The sequence below is a fragment of the Neisseria shayeganii 871 genome (assembly GCF_000226875.1).
GTDB classification, from domain to species: domain Bacteria; phylum Pseudomonadota; class Gammaproteobacteria; order Burkholderiales; family Neisseriaceae; genus Eikenella; species Eikenella shayeganii.
Genome location: NZ_JH164926.1, coordinates 1,003,632 through 1,023,604 on the forward strand (window position 1 = coordinate 1,003,632; position 19,973 = coordinate 1,023,604).

Sequence of the window (19,973 nt, forward strand, 5' to 3'; positions counted from 1 at the left end):
GAGCAGCGCACAACGCAGAAATGCGCCGCAGATGGGGGTTTTGCAAAGGTCTCAGGCTACCTGAAAGCCAAAACTAATACCCTTAACGCTTCTTCAACAGCAATCCACTCTCGATATGCGGGGTAAACGGAAACTGGTCGAACAAAGCCGCGCGTTCAACACGGTGGCTGGGCAGCAAGACATCCAGATTGGCGCGCAAGGTGTCGGGATTGCAGGACACATAAATAATGTGCTCAAAGCGGCTCAATAAAACCAGCGTATCGGCGTCAATGCCGGCGCGTGGCGGATCAACAAACACAGTGGAAAAACGGTAATCGGCCAACTCGATGCCCTGCTCTTTCAAGCGGCGGAATGTCCGCTGCCCTTGCCAGGCCTCGGTAAACTCTTCTGCCGACAAGCGGGCTAGCCGGATATTGTCGATATCGTTGGCCGCCATATTCCATTGCGCGGCCTGCACCGATGTTTTCGACACCTCGGTGGCCAACACCCGATTAAAATGGCGCGACAAGGGCAAGGTAAAATTGCCGTTGCCGCAGTAGAGTTCCAATAAATCACCACCCAAATCCTGTGCGGCCGAGCACGCCCACGCCAACATCAGGCGGCACATCTGTGCATTGGGCTGGGTAAAGCCGCCTTCGGGCTGGCGGTATTGCCATTGCCGCCCCTCCACTTCCAACACTTCGGTCACAAAATCCTGCGCCAACACCACCTTCTGCCCGCGACTGCGGCCGATGATCATGATGCCCAGCGCCTGTTGCAAGGCAGTGGCGGCAACCTGCCAAGACTCATCCAGTTTTTTGTGGTAAATCATGCTGACCAGCATCTCGCCGCTTAAAGTGGCGAGAAATTCGCATTGATACCAGCGGTTTTTCAACACCGGCACCTTTTTTACTGCCTCCAGCAAACGCGGCATCAGGTGGTTAATGGCTTCGGCTGCCGGCGGAAAATCCTGCAGACGGATCAGCGAAGCCGCCCCGGCTTTCTGGCCGGGTGCAAACATGGCATAACTGATTTCTTCGCCTTCATGCCAAATACGGAACTCTGCCCGCATCCGATAGTGCTGTTCGGGCGAGGCGTGCACGGCCCAATCCGGCATGGCAATGCCTGCAAACAATTCCTGCAGGCGGGCGGTTTTCTCGGCAAGTTGCGCCGCATAGCGCGGGCTGTGATGGGTGTTCATGAGCAGAAGGTTATCTCAGATTAAACAATACGGTTAATAAATCTTTCCGGCAAAAAATACAGCAGGCTACCTGAAAGCTTTCAGGTAGCCTGAGCGCCAAGCGCAGCAAGCGGCATCTTATTTGCCGGCATTGCGGCGGTTGAATTGGATGCCGAGCTGTTTGAGCTTGCGGTAGAGATGGGTACGCTCCAAACCCACTTTCTGGGCCACACGGCTCATATTGTAGTCTTCTTGCGCAATGTGGTATTCGAAATAGCGCCGTTCCAAATCTTCACGCAATTCGCGCAACGGCAGATCAAAATTGAAACCGCCCACCATCTCGGTCGGCTGATTCAGCGTGAACTGCTTGAGCACGGTTTGCACGGCATCCACACCGATTTCGTTTTTATCGGCGGTTAAGGTGATGCTTTTCACCACGCTGCGCAACTGCTCGAAATTGCCCGGCCAGTCGTATTGGCGCAGGGCATTGAGGGCGGCGGTGTTGAAACGCACCGACGACGCCACCTCACTGCCGGCGGAGAGCTCGTTGATGATCTGGCCGACTAAAAACACAATGTCATCGGGTTGGCTGCGCAGCGGCGGAATCGACACCATCAGCGCGGAAAGTTGGTTGAGCAGGCGGCTGTCCTGCTCGGGCTGCACCAACAGCTCCTGCAAAGGCTGGCTGCAGGCGCAGACGATGCGCACATGGTAGCGTTCGGCCTTGCCCAACATAAACAGAATGCCCTGCTGCACGGTTTTGCCGTACTGGGCGATGTCGCCCAAATACAGCACGCCGTTGCCGGCTTTTTGCAGCAGTTCGATGGGGGTGCTGCTGATTTGTTCGATTTTACCGGGCTCTACCCACGGTGTGTTGCCGTTGTGGAAGTAGCGGGCCACCATTTCAAACGGCGAACCGGGCTCGCCGGTCAGCAAAACGGGCGATTGAGTGCGGGCGGCGCGCTCCAACTGCTGGTTGAGCGCTTTGATTACCTCGCTGTTGCCCAGCTTATCCAGCGACATACTGGAAGCAGCCTGCACTTCGCCGTGTTTCAGAGCCCGTTCCACTGTGGCCAACAATTTTTGCAGGGCAATCGGTTTTTCCAAAAAATCCAAGGCGCCGATTTTGGTGGCCTCGACTGCGGTGTCAATGCTGGCGTGACCGCTCATCATCACCACCGGCATATTGAGCTGGCCGGATTTGGCCCATTCTTTCAGCAGGGTGATGCCGTCGCAGTCGGGCATCCAGATATCGAGCAGCACCATGGCCGGCCGGGTTTGGTTGCGCAGCTGGCGGGCCTCCTCGGCGTTCTCGGCCAAAGTCACCGTATAGCCTTCGTCTTGAAGGATTTCAGACAGCAAATCGCGGATGCCGACTTCATCGTCTACAATCAAAATATCACTGCTGCGCATCGTTCTCCACCAATAGGGGTAAGGTTATTTTCACACACGCTCCGCCGTCGCGGCGGTTGGACAGGCTGATCCGGCCGTTGTGTTCTTCCACGATTTTTTTTACCACCGGCAAACCCAGCCCGGTACCGGAAGGCTTGTCGGTCACATAGGGATCAAAAGCATGGTGCAGCATATGCTCGCTGAAGCTTTTTCCGTTGTTCAACACGGTCAGGACAATTTTGCCTTCTTCTTCCTGCGTGTCGATCTGTACTTCCGGCCGTTCGGCTTCGGCAGCGGCTTCGACGGCATTTTTGAAAATATTGTGCAGCACCTGCCGTATGGCGCCGGTATCCGCTTCAATATCGGCCTTTATATTACTCAAATTGGCTTGAAATGTACAACCCGCGCCCTCGTAGAGCAGCAGCAGCTCTTCAATCAAGCGGTGCAGATCGAGTTTTTCCAGATTCAGTTTCGGTGCTTTGGCGTAATTGCGGAAAGCTTCCACCATGTCTTTCATGGCGGCTACCTGATTGACGATGGTATCGGTGGCGCGCACCAGCATGGCGGCATCTTTGTCGGCCAGTTTGTCGGCCAGCTTCCACGCCAGACGCTCGGCTGAGAGCTGGATGGGCGTGAGCGGATTGCGGATTTCATGCGCCAGCCGCTGCGCCACCTCACCCCACGCCGCTTCTTTTTGGGCGCGTACCAAAGCCGTGACGTCGTCGAACACCAGCACCGTACCGGAACCGTTATCTTCCGGCAGCCGGGTGGCTTTACCCAATAAAATCCGGGCTTCGTCGGCTGAAGTATAAGGAATCTGCACGGCTTGATCGGCATCCACCGTATCCAGAATGGTGAGCAGCACCTCACCAACCAAAGCACGTTCGATACCCTGCTTGTGCCAAGCATGCACATCACTGCCCATCCAGCCCGACACGGCCTGCCCCAATATCTGCTCTGCGCTGTCGTTGCAGGTTTTCAGGTAGCCTGCTTCATCGAGCGTGACCACGCCGCTGGTTAAGCTGGACAGCACACATTCCAAATAATGCCGTGCCGCCTCCTGCTCACTGCGCGCCACATCCAATTGGGCCGTCATGTGGTTGAACAAAGTGGTCAGCCGGCCCAATTCGTCATTGCGGTACACCTTCTGCATCTGCGTGTAATCACCCTGCGCCACCGCACGTGCGCCGGAAGCGAGCGCCAGAATCGGCGCCACGAAGCGCTGGGCAAAATACAGCGCAATCACCAACGCCAATAAAATTGCCAGCAGGGTGGCCACCAATAAGGTAAACAGGAAAAACGTCTGCAGCCCTTCTTTGGCATAGCTCACTTCGGCATAGCGGGCGCGAGCAGACTCGATCAGGGTCACGTCATCCGCCACCTGCTCGGGCACCGGCTGGCGGAAAAACAGCACATACCTCTGGCCGTGGATTTCCGGCAAGGCCAGCCAGCCCTGCGCATACAGCACATTGCGGATGCTCTCCAAATTACGCACCGAGCCGTTTTGACGGATGGCCGCCAAAACTTCCTGACTCAGGCGCGGCGGCATCAAGTCACTTTGGCGGCGGAATTCGGCCGCCAATTCACGGGTAGCGGCGTCATACAGGGCCAGCTGGCTGAAAGCCTGCTCTTTGTCCACATACTGCAAAGCCGCCCGCGCATCCTGCTGCAAAGACATTTCGCCGATTAAGGCTACCTGAATACTGCCGGCCCGACGCACCGAAGTATCCAAAGACAAATCCAGCGCCGATTTGCTCAAACTCAGGCTGCGGGCCAGCGCTTCTTCGGTTTCGTTGCCGAACCAAGAATTGATGCTGTGGGAAATAAACTGTGCCGACACGCCGAATAAAAACAAGCCCGGTAACACCGCCACCAGCATAAACATCAGCGCCAGCCGGGTGGCAATCTGCGAGCCGAACACCCGCTTGCGCCGATTGCGCCACAATTTCCACAGCTGAACCAATAATACCGACAATAGAGACAACAGCAACAAGCCGCTGAGCCCCAGCACCCACCAAAAATACTGCGACAACTTGCTGCCATGTCCGGTGGCCAGGGCCAACACATACAGGGCCAAAGTTCCCAATACCGCCACCACCATTAAAAATCGGCGCATCTTTTCGGCCACCTCAGCGGGTATTGACGGTGAGTTTCTGCCAACCGGAATCCAGCTGCCAGTTTTTGGAGGTCACGCCGTTAATTTGGAAGGGGCGCGGCAAATCGCTGATGCTGAGGCTGAGGCGCACATCGGCGGCCACTTCTTCCGCTTTGACATCCGACAAGGCACCCTTGTTCAGCACCTGCCAGTTGGCCACCGCACCCACGGCGCGCAAAGCGTTTTGCAGGCTGCCGTACTCGGTGGAAAAAGTGCCTACGGTCACGCGGTAGCCGTCGGTCAGCGGATGGTAAGTGAGTTTGTAATTGATGGTTTGCGCCGAACCCACCAGTTGGCTGAGACGCGAACGGTAGGCCGCCCAAGTGGGCGACTGCAAACGGTAGCTGAGTTCGAAATTGAGCGGCACGCCTTGTTTTAAGGCTACCTGAAGCTGATCGGGCAGGTCGGTTTGAAAACGGCTGTTGATGGAAAGCTGCCCGTTTTGGGTTAAAGACGCAGTAGCGCGGGAGGCGTTGATGCCTTCTGCCGAAGCCGAGGCTGCGGCTAAGGCCAAACACAACGCCGCCAACCCCGCTCCGAAACCACGCCGGCGGCAGGCACATTCAGCCTGTCTGCCGTCCGGCAGGCGCGGCAAACGCAGCAGGGCGGGCCGTATTTCAACCCACTTTGTCGAGAAGTGCGTAATAAAAGCCATCTTGTCGGTCATTCGGTAACAGGGTCTCGCTGCGCCGGCACACCGCATCGGCATGCCCTTGTAGAAAATGCTGCAGCTGGCCGTCGTTTTCTTCATGAAACAGCGAGCAGGTGGCCAGCAGCATCCGTCCGCCCGGCTTCACCAGCTGCCAGAGCCGGTCGAGCAACAGCGTCTGCTGTGCGGCGGTTTTTGCCGCATCTTGCGGACGGCGCAACCATTTGATGTCAGGGTGGCGCCGCACCACGCCGGAAGCGGTGCACGGCACATCGGCCAACACGGCGTCAAAAGGAGGGCCATCATAACACGAAGCCCACGCCGCTGCGTCGGCCGCTTCAGTGTGCGCCTGCAGACCCAGGCGCTGCAAATTGTCACGCACCCGCTGCAAGCGGTAGGCATCAATATCCAAAGCAGTCAAACGGCAATCGGCCCATTCCAACAGATGCCCGCTTTTGCCGCCCGGCGCGGCGCAGGCATCCAATACCCTCTCGCCATCGTGCACATCCAGCCATTCGGCGGCCTGCTGCGCCCCCCAATCCTGCACCGAGACCACACCCTCGGCAAACAGAGGCAGAGCGTCCACTGGCACCGCCTCGGCCAACATCAGCGCATGGCTGCCCAACACCGTGCCGTCCATGCCGTGTTCGCGCAACACGTTCAGGTAGCCTTCCGCATCCATACGGCGGCGGTTGATCCGCAAAGTCATCGGCGGATGGCGGTTGAACGCAGCGGCAATATTATGCCAATGCTTCGGATAATCGGCACGCAAGCGCTGCAACCACCACGCCGTCAAATTATACTTGCCGACTTCATTGCCGGCCGCGGCACGCAGCAGCGCTTCGCGCTCGCGCAAAAAACGGCGCAGCAAGGCGTTACACAAAGATTTGTACTGCCCTTTGCCGATACGCGAAGCCGCCCGCACCGCCTCATTCACCACCGCATATTCGGCGTTGCGGCTGTAAGCCAGCTGATACAGCGCCACCAACATCAGACTGCGGATATCGGAACGCTGTAAAGGCTTATTCAGCATACTGTCCAACACCGCATTGAGGCTACCTGAAAAGCGCTGCACACCGAAAGCCAGGTCTTGCAAAGCGCCGCGCTCCTGCGCCGTCAGGCCGGGATGCTCGCGACGGATATCGGCCAGCACATCAGACAAATTGCGGCCGTCTTTCACCGCCTGCACCGTTTGCGCGGCCAAAGTCTGCACCGAAGACAAACTCATACATCCACTCCGAAGCGGCTGCCCGCCGTCAACTGGCGGCCGGCGGCAAAAGCAGCCGCACTCATGCGCTTGCCGCCGGCCGGCTGCACGGTTTGCAGGCATAAAGCGCCTTCGCCGCAGGCCACCACAATGCCGTTGCCGTCCGTACGCAAGATGGCGCCGGGTTCGCCCTTGCCTTCGGCCGGTGCGGCCGCCCAGATTTTCATCGGCTTGCCGCCATAATCCAGCCACGCGCCCGGCACCGGATTAAAGGCGCGGATTTTGCGCTCAATCACCACGACCGGCTGCGTCCAATCTACTTCAGCCTCGGCTTTGCTTAATTTTTGCGCATAAGTAACCCCTTCTTCCGGCTGGGCTTGCGCCACTCGGGTCTGGTAATGTTGCAAATCGGCAACAATCGCAGCCGCCCCGATCGACATCAAGGCATCGTGCACATTTTCAGCCGTATCGCCGGCTCCAATCACATAGGGATGGCGGCTCAGCACCGCACCGGTATCCAAGCCCGCATCCATCTGCATGATGCAGACGCCGGTTTCGGCATCGCCCGCCTCAATCGCCCGCTGTATCGGCGCCGCTCCGCGCCAGCGCGGCAGCAAAGACGCATGGATGTTCAAACAGCCGTAACGCGGAATATCCAACACCGCCTGCGGCAGAATCAAACCGTAAGCGGCCACCACCATCACATCGGCTTCGCACTCGCGCAGCATCTGCCAAGCGGCTTCGTCACGCAAAGTCGGCGGCTGCTCTACCCGCAATCCCAAGGCCAACGCCGCTTCTTTTACCGGCGAAGGCTGCAGCTGCATGCCGCGCCCTTTGGGGCGGTCGGGCTGGGTCAGCACCAGCGGAATCTCAAAACCAGCCTCGGCAATCGTCTTCAGGGCAGCGGCGGCAAAATCCGGCGTACCGGCAAAAATCACTTTACGAATCATGCTTTCAGGTAGCCTTCCACGCTCACAAGGTATGCTTTTCCATTTTGCGCATTTTGGTTTTGATGCGGTCTTGTTTCAGACGGGACAAATATTCCACAAACACTTTACCGTTTAAATGATCGATTTCGTGCTGAATGCAAATGGCCAGCAAACCGTCTGCCTGCAGGGTGTATTTTTCGCCGTGCTCGTTGAGGGCTTCCACCGTCACGTTTTCCGCACGGGTCACCTTATCGTAAATACCGGGTACCGACAAACAGCCTTCCTCATACACGGTTTCGCCGTTCTTCTCGATGATCATCGGGTTAATCAGCACGCGCAACTGACTGCGGTCCTCCGACAAGTCCATCACGATTACCCGCTCGTGCACGTTTACCTGCGTGGCGGCCAAACCGATGCCGCGCGCCTCATACATGGTTTCCGCCATATCGGCCACCAGCCGGCGGATGCGGTCGTCCACCTCCGCCACCGGCTTGGCCACCGTGTGCAGGCGTTCGTCGGGATAATGCAAAATATTCAGTAAAGCCATTTGCTGCTACTCTCAATCAATGTGTGGGTTGTTTGGCCTCTCAGCCCTAAAAACTCGGCTTATTTCGGGCGGGATACTGGCGTAACCGCCCTAAAATGTTCTATGATTCTGTTAATTTCAGCTACAACAACGTAAATAAAGCGTTATTCGAAAAATCCGACTTTTCAAAATCAAAGGGAAACATCTTATGCAAAAACGTATTATAACCCTGCTTTGCGCCATTGGCTTAACCGTTTCTCCGCTGATTGCCGGCGCCCAGCAAATCCGCCTGCGCGCCGACGCGCCTGCCCGCTATACCGTCCGCCAGGGCGATACTTTGTGGGGCATTTCCGGCAAATACCTGCAACGCCCGTGGCAATGGCGCCAACTGTGGGGCGCCAACCGCAGCAGCATACGTAATCCGCATCTGATTTATCCCGGCCAAGTGCTGGTGCTGAGCTACGTCAACGGCCAACCCCGCTTGGGCGTGGAAGGCGGCATCCCCACCATCAAACTGCAGCCGCGTATGCGCGAAACCTCCTCAGGTTACGGTATCTCCACCATCAACATGAACTACTACCGCATGTTCATGCGCCACCCGCAGGTCATCCCGCAAATGGACACCAAAGACGCCCCGCGCCTCATCGCCGGGCCGGGAAACAAAACCATGTACTCTTTGGGTGACCGTGTGTACGCACACGGCGTGAGTGAACCGGGCGAATACTTGGTGTACCGCCCCGTCAAAGACATCCGCGATCCCGACACCGGCAAATACTTAGGCCAACAAGTGGTGTTCACCGGCAAACTGGCCACGCTGCCGGTGACCAACAGCGCGCTCGACGCCCGCTCGGAACAGGATGCCGAACAACTTCCCGACAACGAATACTACACCCGCCTGCACCCCTTGGTACGCATCCCCACCCAAACCGCCCAAGCCCTGCAGATCCGCGAGCAAGTAGCCGAAATCCGCAAAGGCGATTTTCTACTGCGCTATAACGGCGAAGAAGATGCCTTCAATATGATGCCCCATGCACCGGCTCAGCCGATTCGCGCCAAAATCGTGAACATCTTGGAAGGCGTGAGCGAAGCCGGCCAATTCAGCACCATTACCCTCAACAAAGGCTCGGCAGACGGCTTAAACAAAGGCACCGTATTGAGCATTTACAGCCAACGCCGCCAAGTCCGCGTGGACAGCAGCGACCGCCCCACCGGCAAATTCGTCAGCATTCCTTCCGAGGAGCTGGGCTTGGCCATGGTGTACAGCGTGGGCGAGCATGTGTCATCCGCCATTATTCTGGAATCCACCAGCAATGCGTCTGTGGGCGACTTAGTGGCCGAACCCGGCCGCGATTTGGACAACATGAGCAACGATACCCGCCATGTGCCGAACACTCCTCAAGGCCCGTACAACTACGAACACCATCAGTTCGATATCCGCAGCAATATCGATCCGACCCGCTAAACACATGGGCTTTTTGTGAGCCAAAGGCTACCTGAAACCGCTTCAGGTAGCCTTTATTGATGCGCCACCCAAGCAAAACAAGCGCCGCCTGCTTGTCATGCTTTCCAACAATCGTCAGTTTGGATAAGCAAACCTGAGACCTTTGCAAAACCCCCAGATGTGGATGCAGTTCAAGGCGTAGCAGCACAGCGAGCGTGAACGCCAGGAATCCCCGTGGGACAGACATATCATATAGATAGGCAAGCGAGCGAGCAGCGCACAACGCAGAAATGCGCCGCAGATGCGGGTTTTGCAAAGGTCTCAACCTATTGATCAAACAGGCTTGGCTTTGCAAAACGCTATCTGCGGCACACTTCTGCATTGTGCGTTTCTGCCCCGAGTACCGCTCACTCGCTTAGCCTTGTATGTAATAGGTCTGTCCTACGGAGATTGCTAGCGTTCACACTCACCGCACTACTACGTTTTGAACTGCATCCGCACCTGGGCTTTTTGAAAAGTCTCAGGCTACCTGAAGCCTTTCAGGTAGCCTGTTTTTTGATTGGGCAGGTTTACGCCAATTTGGCTGCCACATCGCGCAAAGCGGTGCGGACACCTTCTTCAATCACCGGATGATAGAACGGCATATCCAGCATTTGGCCGATGGTCATTTCCTGCTGGTGCGCCCACGCCAACAAATGGGCCAAGTGCTCGGCGGAAGGACCGATGCCTTCGGCGCCGAGGAAACGGCCGCTGGCACGATCGGCATAGACGCGCAAATGCCCCTGGTTCACCAGCATCACGCGGCTGCGGCCTTGATTGTGGAACGATACCTCGCCCACTGCTATGGATTGGGCAAAATCCTCTCCATATTGCTGCTCCAGTTGGGCGAATTTGGCACCCACGGTCATGATTTGCGGACTGGTAAACACCACGCCGATCAGGCTGCGGCGCAAACCGGGGCGGATGTCTGGATAGCGGCCGGCATTGTCGCCGGCAATCTTGCCTTGGTCGGCCGCTTCGTGCAGAAGGGGAATTTGGTTGGAAGCATCGCCGGCAATGAAAATATGCGGGATGCTGGTCTGCATGGTCAGCGGGTCGGCTTCAGGCACGCCTTGTTGGTCGGTTTGGATGTCCAAAACGTCCAAGCCAATCTGGTCCACATTGGGGCGGCGGCCAACCGCAGCCAGCAGATAATCGGCCGTCAGCACGCCGCTCTCGCCGTCTTGCGTCCAAGCCACTTCCACCTGCCCCGCTTCATTCAGGCACACTTCGGTTTCTGCATTCAGGTGCAACACCAGCTCTTGGCCGAAAATATCACGTGCTTTCTCGAGCACCACGGGGTCGGAAATGCCGCCCAAAGAGCCGCGCATGCCGAAAATCTCGACGCGCACGCCCAAGCGGCTCAGTGCCTGCCCCAACTCCAAGCCGATCACGCCCGGGCCGAAAACGGCCACGCTCTCAGGCAGGGTATCCCATGAAAAAACGTCGTCGTTCACAATCAGACGATCGCCCAAGGCTTGCCACTGGGGCAGAATCAAGGGGCGGGAACCGGTGGCAATCACAATCCGCTCGGCACGGATTTGGGTGTGATCATCCACCTGCACAGTGTGCTCGTCGATGAAGCGCGCTTTGCCCAAGATACGGCGCTCGGCCGGCCATTCTTCCACATCGCTCAACACGAAGCCGACAAAACGGTCGCGCTCTGATTTGACGCGCGCCATCACAGCCTCGCCGTTAATGCGGATGCTGTCTTGATCCAGCGTCACGCCGAAAGGCTCGGTGTGGCGGGCGTGATGGGCGGCCTCGGCGGCGGCAATCATCAGTTTGGACGGCATGCAGCCGACGCGGGCGCAAGTGGTGCCGAAATGGTGGTCTTCGAGCAGATAAACGTTTTCGGTGTGCTGGCGCGCGTTACGGAAGGCGCTCATGCCGGCCGTGCCGCCGCCAATCACCACCACATCGGCATTCAGTTGTTTCATTATGGTTTCCTTAAAAATAAAAACAGGGTTTCGATAAAATGGATAAGCGTTTCAGGTAGCCTGTTTGCTCCGGCACAGACTGGTACAAACTCAAGCAGGCTACCTGAAAAGCCTGAAGGGAATTAAAGAGCCGCTTATCCAGCGGCTCCCATGGGTGTGTGTTTATGGTGTATTAGGCAAAGTATTTTTCCAGCTCTTCGCTGCCGCCGATGTATTTACCGCCGATGAATACTTGCGGAGCGGAAGTTTTGCCGGTAATGGCGCGTACGGAAGTGGTGCTGGCGTCTTTGCCCAACACGATTTCTTCGTAAGCGAGGCCTTTTTCTGCCAGCAGTTCTTTGGCTTTGGCGCAATATTGGCAGCCGGGCTTGGTGAAGATGGCCACAGACTCTTGTGCTTTCCAGTTCGGATCAATGTGTTTCAGCATGGTGTCGGCATCAGACACTTCGAAGGGGTCGCCTTCTTTTACCGGCTCGATGAATACTTCTTCAATCTTGCCGTCTTTTACCAACATGGAGTAGCGCCAAGAGCGGTCGCCGAAGCCCAACTGGTCTTTGCTCACCAACATGCCCATGCCTTTGGTGAATTCGCCGTTGCCGTCGGGCACGACTACGATGTTTTCGGCTTCTTGGTCGGCCAACCAAGCGTTCATCACGAACGTATCATTTACCGAAATGCACGCAATGGTGTCTACGCCGCGGGCGTAAAACTCTTTAGCCAGCTCGTTATAGCGCGGCAGGTGGGTGGAAGAACAGGTGGGGGTAAAGGCGCCGGGCAAGGAGAAAACGGCTACGGTTTTGCCTTTGAACAGATCGGCGGTGGAAACGTCTTTCCAAGCATCGCCTTGGCGGGTGTGGAACACCACGTCGGGCACATTTTGACCAACCAGTTCGTCACGGGTTTTGATGTTGACTGACATAAATCTCTCCTTAGCTAAGAGAAGGTTTGAAAATTAAAGATAAATTAAACCTGCGCAGTATAGCGGCTGCTGACGGATTTGTATAATTTACAGTTCAAATAACACAAATTGATTTGCACTATTAACGATTCCAACAGTTTTCCCACTCCTGCCGGCTGCCTGTGCAGCAAGGGGACTGACTGGCCGCAACAAGCCATCAAGCGTCCTGCGCCTGTTTCCAGCTTGGGCAAATCGGGAGATTTTCAAGTCGGCTCCGATGAGAGAATACGGTTTCACATTCCCCACCCTCTCGGTTTACAATTCAGGCTACCTGAAAGGAGCGGCACGCATGAACGTGTATCGGAAAATTTTATTGTCTGTGGCAGCTTTGGCTGCTTTTTGTACGGCCTTCTCCCTGTGGATGCAGTACGGCTTCGGCTTCGATCCTTGTGTCATGTGCATTGTGCAACGCATGGCCATTTTATTTGCCGGCCTGGCGGCCTTCGTTTTGGCCTGGCTGCCGCAACGCCGAATGTGGGCGCGCCTTGCCGCCGCCGTCGGCGTCAGCATCCCCGCTGCGTGGGCGGCTTGGACGGCCGTGCAACAACTGCACCTGCAAAGCCTGCCGCCGGCGCAACAACCTTCCTGTGGCGCCCCTTGGACTTTCCGCCTGCAAAACGCGCCTTTGTTTGATTGGTACGAACCGCTGATTCGCGGTTTCGGACAATGCGGGGTGATAGAAAAATTTCTGGGCGTACCGTTTCCCTGGTGGTCTCTGCTCGCCTGCACCGCCATGCTGGCCGCAGTATGGGGCGGCTTGTGGTACAACCGACGTTTTGAACAATAATGGTTGATCTATGAATGTCATCAAATTGGTGGTGGGCCTCGGCAATCCCGGCCCGGAATACGCCGACACCCGCCACAACGCCGGCTTTTGGCTGGCGGACGAACTGGCCTGGCAATGGAAAGCCGCCTTCAAAGAAGAAAAAAAGTTTTTCGGTGAAACCGCACGCGCCAAGCTGCCCGACGGCGAAGTGTGGCTGCTGAAACCGAATACCTATATGAACCGCTCCGGCCAAGCCGTGCAGGCCCTGGCCCAATTTTATAAGATTGCGCCGCAGGAAATTCTGGTGCTGCACGACGAATTGGACATCGCACCCGGGCGCATCAAATTTAAACTCGGCGGCGGCAACGGCGGCCACAACGGCCTGAAAGACATTCAAGCCAAGCTGGGCAGCGCCGATTTCTACCGCCTACGCCTCGGCATCGGCCACCCGGGCGAGCGCAACGAAGTGGTGAACTACGTTTTGAAAAAACCGCGCGCCGAAGAGCGCGAGCTGATTGATGCCGCCGTGCGCCGTTCGGCAGAAAACATGGGGCTGATCCTCAGCGGCGACTTTGCCGCCGCACAACGGCAGCTGCATTCGGCCGCCTGACGGCGGATACCGCCGCTGCTCATCCGCTTAATCCGCTTCACACACGCTTGAAAATACATCAAAATCAGCCTTCACCCGACAAACCGGATTTTAAGGATTAAGAACAAGGAGAAGAAAATGAGCACCATGCTGAAAACCGTATATGGCTTGGCCGTTGCTTTGGCCGCCGCCCCGGCGCTGGCCGGCCCCGCGCAAACATACCAAGTCAAAGACCCGTATCAGCAGCAGCACTTGGAAATTAGAGGCAACCGTTTCGACATCAACACCGTTGGCGCCAACAGCAACCTCTGTCAAATTGACGGCCGCTTCCAGCGGCAAGGCAACCGGGCGGTTTTCAAAGACGGCGAGGGCTGTGAAGTCCTCTTCCGTTTTGAGCGCGACCGCGTGACGGTGGACAGCCCCACCGAAGCCGCCGCCACCGCCTGCCGCCACAATTATTGCGGCCATAACGTTATTTTTACCGGTGAATACAGCCGCCTGCCCGCCGCCTGCACCGATCAAGGCATCAAAAACAGCGAACAGCGCTTTCAGGTAGCCTATCGTGCCGGCCGCTTTGCCGAAGCGGCTCGGATTCAGCAACACAGCCTGAACCGCTGCGAAGACTTTATGTGGTTCATCGACCGGATGAGCGCCCGCAACAATTTGGCAGCGGCACACAAAAATGCCGGTGACCAAGCCGCCTGCCGCCGCGCCTTGGCCCCCTTTGTTGCCGACCCGGCGAAAGGCCCCGACATCGAATTCAATCTCTCCACTATTTGGCGCGAAGATTTCGACCGCCAACTGCAAGCGGCGCAATCCCACTGGCAGCAATGCCAACCCTAGCCACCGTTTAACGGGCAAGGTCCGGCACCCTGCCCGCACGGCCAACACCATACCGACGGGCCGCCGACAACGGTTTCCCGTTTCCGGCAGGCGGCATCCCAAGCGCCTCCTGCCGGCTTTTCAGGTAGCCCCATCCACCAAAACATCATGAAATACCAAGACCTCAGAGACTTTATCGCCATGCTTGAGCGCGAAGGCCAACTCAAGCGCATTGGCCGACCGGTGTCGCCGCATCTGCAAATGACCGAAATCGCCGACCGCGTGTTGCGCGCCGAAGGCCCGGCCTTGCTGTTCGAGCAGCCGGTGCGCCCAGACGGCTCTCGCTATGATTTTCCCGTGCTGGCCAATCTGTTCGGCACGCCCGAACGGGTAGCAATGGGCATGGGTGCGGCGGATGTTTCGCAATTGCGCGAAATCGGCAAAACGCTGGCTTATCTGAAAGAGCCGGAGCCACCCAAGGGCATAAAAGACGCCTTTGCCAAACTGCCGCTGCTGAAAGACATTTGGAGCATGGCGCCGCATGTGGTGAAAAAAGCGCCGTGCCAGGAAATCGTGATCGAAGGCGACGACGTCGATTTAAACACCCTGCCGATTCAGCATTGTTGGCCGGAAGACGTGGCGCCCTTGGTCACCTGGGGGCTGACCGTGACCCGCGGCCCGCATAAAAAACGCCAGAATCTGGGCATTTACCGCCAACAGTTAATCGGCAAAAACAAGCTGATCATGCGCTGGCTGGCGCATCGCGGCGGTGCACTGGATTTTCAGGCGCATAAAAAAGCCCACCCCGGCGTGCCCTATCCGGTGGCGGTGGTGTTGGGCTGCGACCCGGCCACCATTTTAGGCGCGGTGACGCCGGTGCCGGATACCTTGAGCGAATACCAGTTTGCCGGATTGCTGCGCGGCTCGCGCACCGAATTGGTGAAATGCATCGGCAGCGATTTGCAGGTGCCCGCGCGTGCCGAAATCGTGCTCGAAGGCGTGATCCACCCCGACGAAACCGCACTGGAAGGGCCGTATGGCGACCACACCGGCTATTACAACGAGCAGGACTGGTTTCCGGTGTTGACGGTGGAACGCATCACCATGCGCGAAAATGCCGTGTACCACAGCACTTATACCGGCAAACCGCCCGACGAGCCGGCCGTGCTGGGCGTGGCCTTGAACGAGGTGTTCGTGCCGCTGCTGCAAAAGCAGTTTCCCGAAATCGTCGATTTCTACCTGCCGCCCGAAGGCTGCTCTTACCGCATGGCGGTGGTCAGCATCAAAAAACAATACGCCGGCCACGCCAAGCGGGTGATGATGGGCTGCTGGAGCTTTCTGCGCCAGTTTATGTACACCAAATTCATCGTGGTGGTGGACGACGATGTGGATTGCCGCGACTGGAAAGAGGTGATTTGGGCCATCACCACCCGCATGGACCCCGTGCGCGATACGGTGCTGGTGGAAAACACGCCCATCGATTACCTCGATTTCGCCAGCCCGGTTTCCGGCCTCGGCGGCAAAATGGGCTTGGACGCCACCAACAAATGGCCGGGCGAAACCCAACGCGAATGGGGCCGCGTGATCCAGCGCGACCCGGCTACCGTAGCGGCGGTGGACGCCATGTGGAGCGAATTGGGCCTCTGATTCCCGCCGCCTGCCAACAGGCTACCTGAAAACATTTGGCTGCGCAGAAACTGCGTTGCCCGTTTTCAGGTAGCCTGTTTTGCGTTTCTATGCTTTATCGGAAGCCTGAGACCTTTGCAAAACCCTCAGAAGTGGATGCAGTTCAAGGCGTAGCAGCGCAGCGAACGTGAACGCCAGGAATCCCTGTGGGGCAGACATATTATCTAGATAGGCAAGCGAGCGAGCAGTACCCATAGGGCATAAACGTACAACGCAGAAATGCGCCGCAGATGGGGGTTTTAAAAAGGTCTCGGGCTACCTGAAACCCTTCCCCTTTTCGCTTTTTCTTTTCCGCAGTGCAGCACAAGTTGCACGCTGGGCACAATTTTCCTGCACTCTGGTACAAGTCAGTCTCGAGCCTTCGCTTTAATCTGCGCCCCTAGCGGAGCTTCCCCGCCACATCACAACCCTTCCGTTTTCTACATCGGAATCCGCCCACCGCCCGAGCCGCTTCGGCAAACGGCAGACAATCCAAACCACTATAAAGGAGAAACCCCATGGCCGGTGTGATGCAAAACCCCCAACCCCAAGCGGCCGACGATGCCGTTTCGGATGTTTCCACCGAAATCGTCAGCGAACACGACCGCGCTTCCAAAGGCTCGCTCACCATGGCCTGGTGGGCGGTGTGCAGCGCGGTGTTTTTCATTGTGGTCGGCATTGCCATGGCGCGCGCCTACGGCACCATGAATGCCATCATCGGCCTGTTGGTGACCGTGGTGTGTTACAGCGTCATCACCGCTGTGCTCACCCGCTACGCCATCCACACCGGCTTGTCGGTGGGGCTGTTTTCGCGGGTGTTGTTCGGCGCCAAAGGCGCGGCGCTGGCGACGCTGATTTTCTTTGCCACCGCCATTTACTACGCCGTGTTTGAAGGCGCGGTGATTGCGGTGGCGCTCAATCATATGTATCCGGGCATTTCCTACACCGTCGCCGCGCTGATTGTGGTGCTCTACAGCGTGCCCTTGGTGTTCGGCAGCGTGCAAAACTGGCTCGACAAATTCAACGGCGTGCTGCTGCCGTTTTATGTGCTCGGCCTGTTGGGCGCGGTGGCGCTGGCCACTTCCAAATACGGCTACAGCAACGACTGGCTGTCGATGGGCCCGGCCGATGCCTCGCCCTGGGGCTGGTGGAATGTGTGCGTGTATTACATGGGCGTGTGGGTGATCACCATGTTTGCCTTCGACTATGCGCGTTTCGGCAAAAAAGAAGATGTCCAATACCACACCCTCATCAACTTCGGCGCGCCGTTTTACCTGGTGGCCTTCGTGCTCAGCGGCCTGGCCGGCATCTATCTGGTGAGCATTATTCCGCACGGCGAAGAATTGTCGGAAGTGACCATTGCCTTCAGCCTCATCGAGCTGATGGGCATCTTCGGCCTGATCTTTGTGTGGATCACCCAAACCCGCATCAACACCGCCAACTATTTTGTGGCCACCACCAATATGCAGGCCTTCTTCAAAGACACGCTGCGCCTGAACTGGAGCAAGATGGTGTGGGCGATTGTGGTGGGCGTGGTGGTGTTTTTGCTGATGCTGGTGGACGTGTTTGCCTATCTGTTGCAGGCCCTGGCCTATCAAGGCATTTTCGTGGTGGCCTGGGTGGCGATTGCGCTGACCCACATCCTGCACCCGCGCCGCACTCAAATTTTCGGCGAAGTGCCGCAAATCCGCAGCGCCAAACTGCCCGCCTTCGAGCGCAGCGGCCTGGCGGCCTGGTTCGGCGCCACCATCGTCGGCGTGATTCTGATGAACATCGGCGGCGTGTGGACCAACTGGTATGCCACCGTCACCTTCTTCACCGCCGCCATCCTCTATGCGCTGCTGATGCCCAAACACAAACAAAACGTGATTGCCGATTAATTCCCTTCACAGGCTACCTGAAAGCCTTTCGCAGTTTTCAGGCAGCCCGCAACCCCCACCGATGGATTCCGTTTCATCATTCAATAACGAGGAGTAAACCATGAGCCACATCGATCCCATCACCCTATCCGTGGTGCGCGGCGCGCTGGAAACCGCCCAGCGCGAAATGACGCTCACCCTGGAGCGCACCGCCCGTTCCAGCGTGTTCAATCTGGCGCACGATTACAGCAATGCCCTGTTCGACCACCTGCCGGAAATGATTCTGCAAGGGCAGGACATCCCCATTCACTTAGGCTCACTGATGCCGGCCATGAAAGCGGTGGCCGAATATTTCGGCGACGACATCCACGAGGGCGACGTGATTTACCACAACGACCCGGTGATGAAAGGCAGCCACATTCTCGACTGCTGCATGTACAAACCAGTGTTCTACGAAGGCAAGCTGGTGTTTTGGGCGGTGTGCAAAGGCCACGTCACCGACATCGGCGGCCCGGTGCCCGCCGGCTACAACCCCGACGCCAAAGAAATCTACGCCGAAGGCCTGCGCATTCCGCCGGTGAAACTGTGGGACAAAGGCAAACGCCGCGACGACGTGATTAATCTCTTACACAGCAATATGCGCGCCCGCCACAACCAGGAAGGCGACTTGAACGCCCAATACGGCGCCTGCCGCGTGGGCGAGCGCAATATGATCCGCCTGCTCGACAAATACGGCGTGGAAACCGTGCAGGCGGCGATTGCCGAACTGAAAAACATGGCCGACCGCCACATGCGCTCGCTGATTGCCTCCATTCCCGACGGCAGCTACCGCGGCGAAGCGGTGCTGGAAGATTCCGGCCACGGCATGGGCGACCTCACCATTACCGCCGACATCACCATCAAAGACGACAATGTGCACATCGCCATTTCCAGCCCGCCGCAAGTGCCCTATTTCATCAACTCCTACGAAGGTAACTCCATGTCGGGCGTGCTGCTGGGCCTGATGATGTTCGCCCAAGTGCCGCCTCCCTACAACGAAGGCCTCTACCGCTGCGTCACCGTAGACATGGGCCCCAAAGGCACGCTGTGCAACGCCAAAGAGCCGGCGCCGCACGTCAACTGCACCACCACGCCGATGGAAACCCTTACCGACGCCGTGCGCAAAGCCTTTGAGGCCGCCGCGCCCGAGCGCATCAGCGCCTCCTGGGGCCACGCTTCCGGCATCAACATCGCCGGCATCAACCCGGACACCGGCGAGCAATATGTGACCATGGTGTTGGCCTCCATCATCTCCGGCGCCGGCGCCACCCAAGTGATGGACGGCTGGCATGCCTGCGGCCCGCTGTGCTGCTTCGGCGCCTTGAGTTCCGGCGACATCGAATTGCTGGAATACCAATACCCGATTCTGATCCACAAATACGGCCTCACCCCCGACTCCGGCGGCGCCGGCCGCTACCGAGGCGGCTGCGGCACGGTGTGGGAAGTGGAGCCGCTCAACCACACCATGACCGTGATCGCCTTCGGCGAAGGCCGCCAGATTCCCACCATGGGCGCGGCAGGAGCGCAAGACGGGCTGCCCGAGCGCAAACTCGGCCGCCTCGAAATCGACCTGCCCGACGGCAGCACCGCCGTACACATCCAAAACACGCTCACCACCATCGAGCCCGGCCAACGCGCGCGCAACTACAACCCCGGCGGCGGCGGCTACGGCCACCCGCATCAGCGCCCGGCCGCCGATGTGGCGCTGGATGTGAAACGCGGCATCGTGTCCGCCGAAGCAGCCGAGACCGAATACGGCGTGGTGCTGAATGCCGACTTCAGCGTGGACGAAGCCGCCACCGCCGCCCGTCGCGCCGCCTGACGCCGCTCCCTAGGGC

General features: G+C 57.9%; 16 protein-coding genes and 2 pseudogenes. 7 read left to right on the forward strand and 11 right to left on the reverse strand.

Annotated elements, in window-relative coordinates; translation table 11 throughout:
• Positions 1-82 precede the first annotated feature (82 nt).
• From trmA to def, 7 genes are all read right to left on the reverse strand, one after another.
• On the reverse strand, positions 83-1,180 hold the full coding sequence (gene trmA, locus HMPREF9371_RS04605) for a tRNA (uridine(54)-C5)-methyltransferase TrmA (protein WP_009118773.1): 1,098 nt from the start codon (positions 1,178-1,180) through the stop codon (positions 83-85).
• Positions 1,181-1,297: 117 nt separating this feature from the next.
• The gene (locus HMPREF9371_RS04610) at positions 1,298-2,572 is read right to left on the reverse strand and encodes a sigma-54-dependent transcriptional regulator (RefSeq protein ID WP_009118774.1); all 1,275 of its coding nucleotides are present in this window, start codon (positions 2,570-2,572) and stop codon (positions 1,298-1,300) included.
• Positions 2,559-4,667 carry a HAMP domain-containing histidine kinase gene (locus HMPREF9371_RS04615; RefSeq protein WP_040660805.1) on the reverse strand — a complete coding sequence of 703 codons (2,109 nt, stop codon included), beginning with the start codon at positions 4,665-4,667 and terminating at the stop codon, positions 2,559-2,561. Before HMPREF9371_RS04615 ends, HMPREF9371_RS04610 begins: the two co-directional genes overlap by 14 nt.
• Before the next feature lie 13 nt (positions 4,668-4,680).
• Entirely contained in the window at positions 4,681-5,220 is a 540-nt protein-coding gene (locus HMPREF9371_RS04620; protein ID WP_232203075.1) for a DUF4390 domain-containing protein, read from the reverse strand.
• 103 nt (positions 5,221-5,323) lie between these two features.
• On the reverse strand, positions 5,324-6,583 hold the full coding sequence (gene rsmB / locus HMPREF9371_RS04625) for a 16S rRNA (cytosine(967)-C(5))-methyltransferase RsmB (protein ID WP_009118777.1): 1,260 nt from the start codon (positions 6,581-6,583) through the stop codon (positions 5,324-5,326).
• A complete protein-coding gene (gene fmt / locus HMPREF9371_RS04630; protein ID WP_009118778.1) occupies positions 6,580-7,512 on the reverse strand; it encodes a methionyl-tRNA formyltransferase in 933 nt (310 codons plus the stop codon). The genes rsmB and fmt overlap by 4 nt, the downstream gene beginning before the upstream one ends.
• 22 nt (positions 7,513-7,534) lie before the next feature.
• Positions 7,535-8,038, reverse strand: coding sequence for a peptide deformylase (gene def, locus HMPREF9371_RS04635; protein ID WP_009118779.1), 504 nt, complete (start codon positions 8,036-8,038; stop codon positions 7,535-7,537).
• Between the two features lie 187 nt (positions 8,039-8,225).
• Between def and HMPREF9371_RS04640 the strand changes: the two genes are divergently transcribed.
• Positions 8,226-9,479, forward strand: coding sequence for a LysM peptidoglycan-binding domain-containing protein (locus HMPREF9371_RS04640; RefSeq protein WP_009118780.1), 1,254 nt, complete (start codon positions 8,226-8,228; stop codon positions 9,477-9,479).
• 133 nt (positions 9,480-9,612) lie between these two features.
• Here HMPREF9371_RS04640 and HMPREF9371_RS13865 read toward each other — a convergent pair.
• The 3 genes and pseudogenes from HMPREF9371_RS13865 to HMPREF9371_RS04650 all read right to left on the reverse strand — a co-directional run.
• Positions 9,613-9,840: pseudogene (locus tag HMPREF9371_RS13865) on the reverse strand (hypothetical protein); the annotation flags it as partial.
• A 187-nt stretch (positions 9,841-10,027) separates the two neighbouring features.
• Positions 10,028-11,437, reverse strand: a complete 1,410-nt coding sequence (locus HMPREF9371_RS04645; RefSeq protein WP_009118782.1) for a dihydrolipoyl dehydrogenase — start codon at positions 11,435-11,437, stop codon at positions 10,028-10,030.
• A gap of 172 nt (positions 11,438-11,609) precedes the next feature.
• Entirely contained in the window at positions 11,610-12,356 is a 747-nt protein-coding gene (locus tag HMPREF9371_RS04650; protein ID WP_009118784.1) for a glutathione peroxidase, read from the reverse strand.
• Positions 12,357-12,612: 256 nt separating this feature from the next.
• Between HMPREF9371_RS04650 and HMPREF9371_RS04655 the strand changes: the two genes are divergently transcribed.
• The 4 genes from HMPREF9371_RS04655 (at position 12,613) to ubiD (ending at position 16,219) form a co-directional block, all read left to right on the forward strand.
• Entirely contained in the window at positions 12,613-13,182 is a 570-nt protein-coding gene (locus HMPREF9371_RS04655; RefSeq protein WP_009118785.1) for a disulfide bond formation protein B, read from the forward strand.
• Between the two features lie 10 nt (positions 13,183-13,192).
• Entirely contained in the window at positions 13,193-13,771 is a 579-nt protein-coding gene (pth, locus tag HMPREF9371_RS04660; RefSeq protein ID WP_009118786.1) for an aminoacyl-tRNA hydrolase, read from the forward strand.
• Positions 13,772-13,888: 117 nt separating this feature from the next.
• A complete protein-coding gene (locus HMPREF9371_RS04665; protein WP_040660170.1) occupies positions 13,889-14,593 on the forward strand; it encodes a hypothetical protein in 705 nt (234 codons plus the stop codon).
• A gap of 147 nt (positions 14,594-14,740) precedes the next feature.
• On the forward strand, positions 14,741-16,219 hold the full coding sequence (gene ubiD, locus HMPREF9371_RS04670; RefSeq protein WP_009118788.1) for a 4-hydroxy-3-polyprenylbenzoate decarboxylase: 1,479 nt from the start codon (positions 14,741-14,743) through the stop codon (positions 16,217-16,219).
• A gap of 87 nt (positions 16,220-16,306) precedes the next feature.
• Here the strand turns inward: ubiD and HMPREF9371_RS13220 are convergent.
• Positions 16,307-16,488, reverse strand: a pseudogene (locus HMPREF9371_RS13220) (ATP-dependent exonuclease).
• A 267-nt stretch (positions 16,489-16,755) separates the two neighbouring features.
• On the opposite strand from HMPREF9371_RS13220, the gene HMPREF9371_RS04675 reads away from it, so the two are divergent.
• Positions 16,756-18,117, forward strand: a complete 1,362-nt coding sequence (locus tag HMPREF9371_RS04675) for a purine-cytosine permease family protein (RefSeq protein ID WP_009118790.1) — start codon at positions 16,756-16,758, stop codon at positions 18,115-18,117.
• Positions 18,118-18,217: 100 nt separating this feature from the next.
• Complete coding sequence (gene capB / locus HMPREF9371_RS04680) at positions 18,218-19,957, forward strand: caprolactamase subunit beta (protein ID WP_009118791.1); 1,740 nt, start codon at positions 18,218-18,220, stop codon at positions 19,955-19,957.
• Positions 19,958-19,973 lie beyond the last annotated feature (16 nt).

Bases quoted from the DNA above. Each gene is read 5' to 3' on its own strand.
- trmA (WP_009118773.1), bottom strand. From the start codon at position 1,180: ATGAACACCCATCACAGCCCGCGCTATGCGGCGCAACTTGCCGAGAAA.
- HMPREF9371_RS04610 (WP_009118774.1), bottom strand. From the start codon at position 2,572: ATGCGCAGCAGTGATATTTTGATTGTAGACGATGAAGTCGGCATCCGC.
- HMPREF9371_RS04615 (WP_040660805.1), bottom strand. From the start codon at position 4,667: ATGCGCCGATTTTTAATGGTGGTGGCGGTATTGGGAACTTTGGCCCTG.
- rsmB (WP_009118777.1), bottom strand. From the start codon at position 6,583: ATGAGTTTGTCTTCGGTGCAGACTTTGGCCGCGCAAACGGTGCAGGCG.
- fmt (WP_009118778.1), bottom strand. From the start codon at position 7,512: ATGATTCGTAAAGTGATTTTTGCCGGTACGCCGGATTTTGCCGCCGCT.
- def (WP_009118779.1), bottom strand. From the start codon at position 8,038: ATGGCTTTACTGAATATTTTGCATTATCCCGACGAACGCCTGCACACG.
- HMPREF9371_RS04640 (WP_009118780.1), top strand. From the start codon at position 8,226: ATGCAAAAACGTATTATAACCCTGCTTTGCGCCATTGGCTTAACCGTT.
- HMPREF9371_RS04645 (WP_009118782.1), bottom strand. From the start codon at position 11,437: ATGAAACAACTGAATGCCGATGTGGTGGTGATTGGCGGCGGCACGGCC.
- HMPREF9371_RS04650 (WP_009118784.1), bottom strand. From the start codon at position 12,356: ATGTCAGTCAACATCAAAACCCGTGACGAACTGGTTGGTCAAAATGTG.
- HMPREF9371_RS04655 (WP_009118785.1), top strand. From the start codon at position 12,613: ATGAGAGAATACGGTTTCACATTCCCCACCCTCTCGGTTTACAATTCA.
- pth (WP_009118786.1), top strand. From the start codon at position 13,193: ATGAATGTCATCAAATTGGTGGTGGGCCTCGGCAATCCCGGCCCGGAA.
- HMPREF9371_RS04665 (WP_040660170.1), top strand. From the start codon at position 13,889: ATGAGCACCATGCTGAAAACCGTATATGGCTTGGCCGTTGCTTTGGCC.
- ubiD (WP_009118788.1), top strand. From the start codon at position 14,741: ATGAAATACCAAGACCTCAGAGACTTTATCGCCATGCTTGAGCGCGAA.
- HMPREF9371_RS04675 (WP_009118790.1), top strand. From the start codon at position 16,756: ATGGCCGGTGTGATGCAAAACCCCCAACCCCAAGCGGCCGACGATGCC.
- capB (WP_009118791.1), top strand. From the start codon at position 18,218: ATGAGCCACATCGATCCCATCACCCTATCCGTGGTGCGCGGCGCGCTG.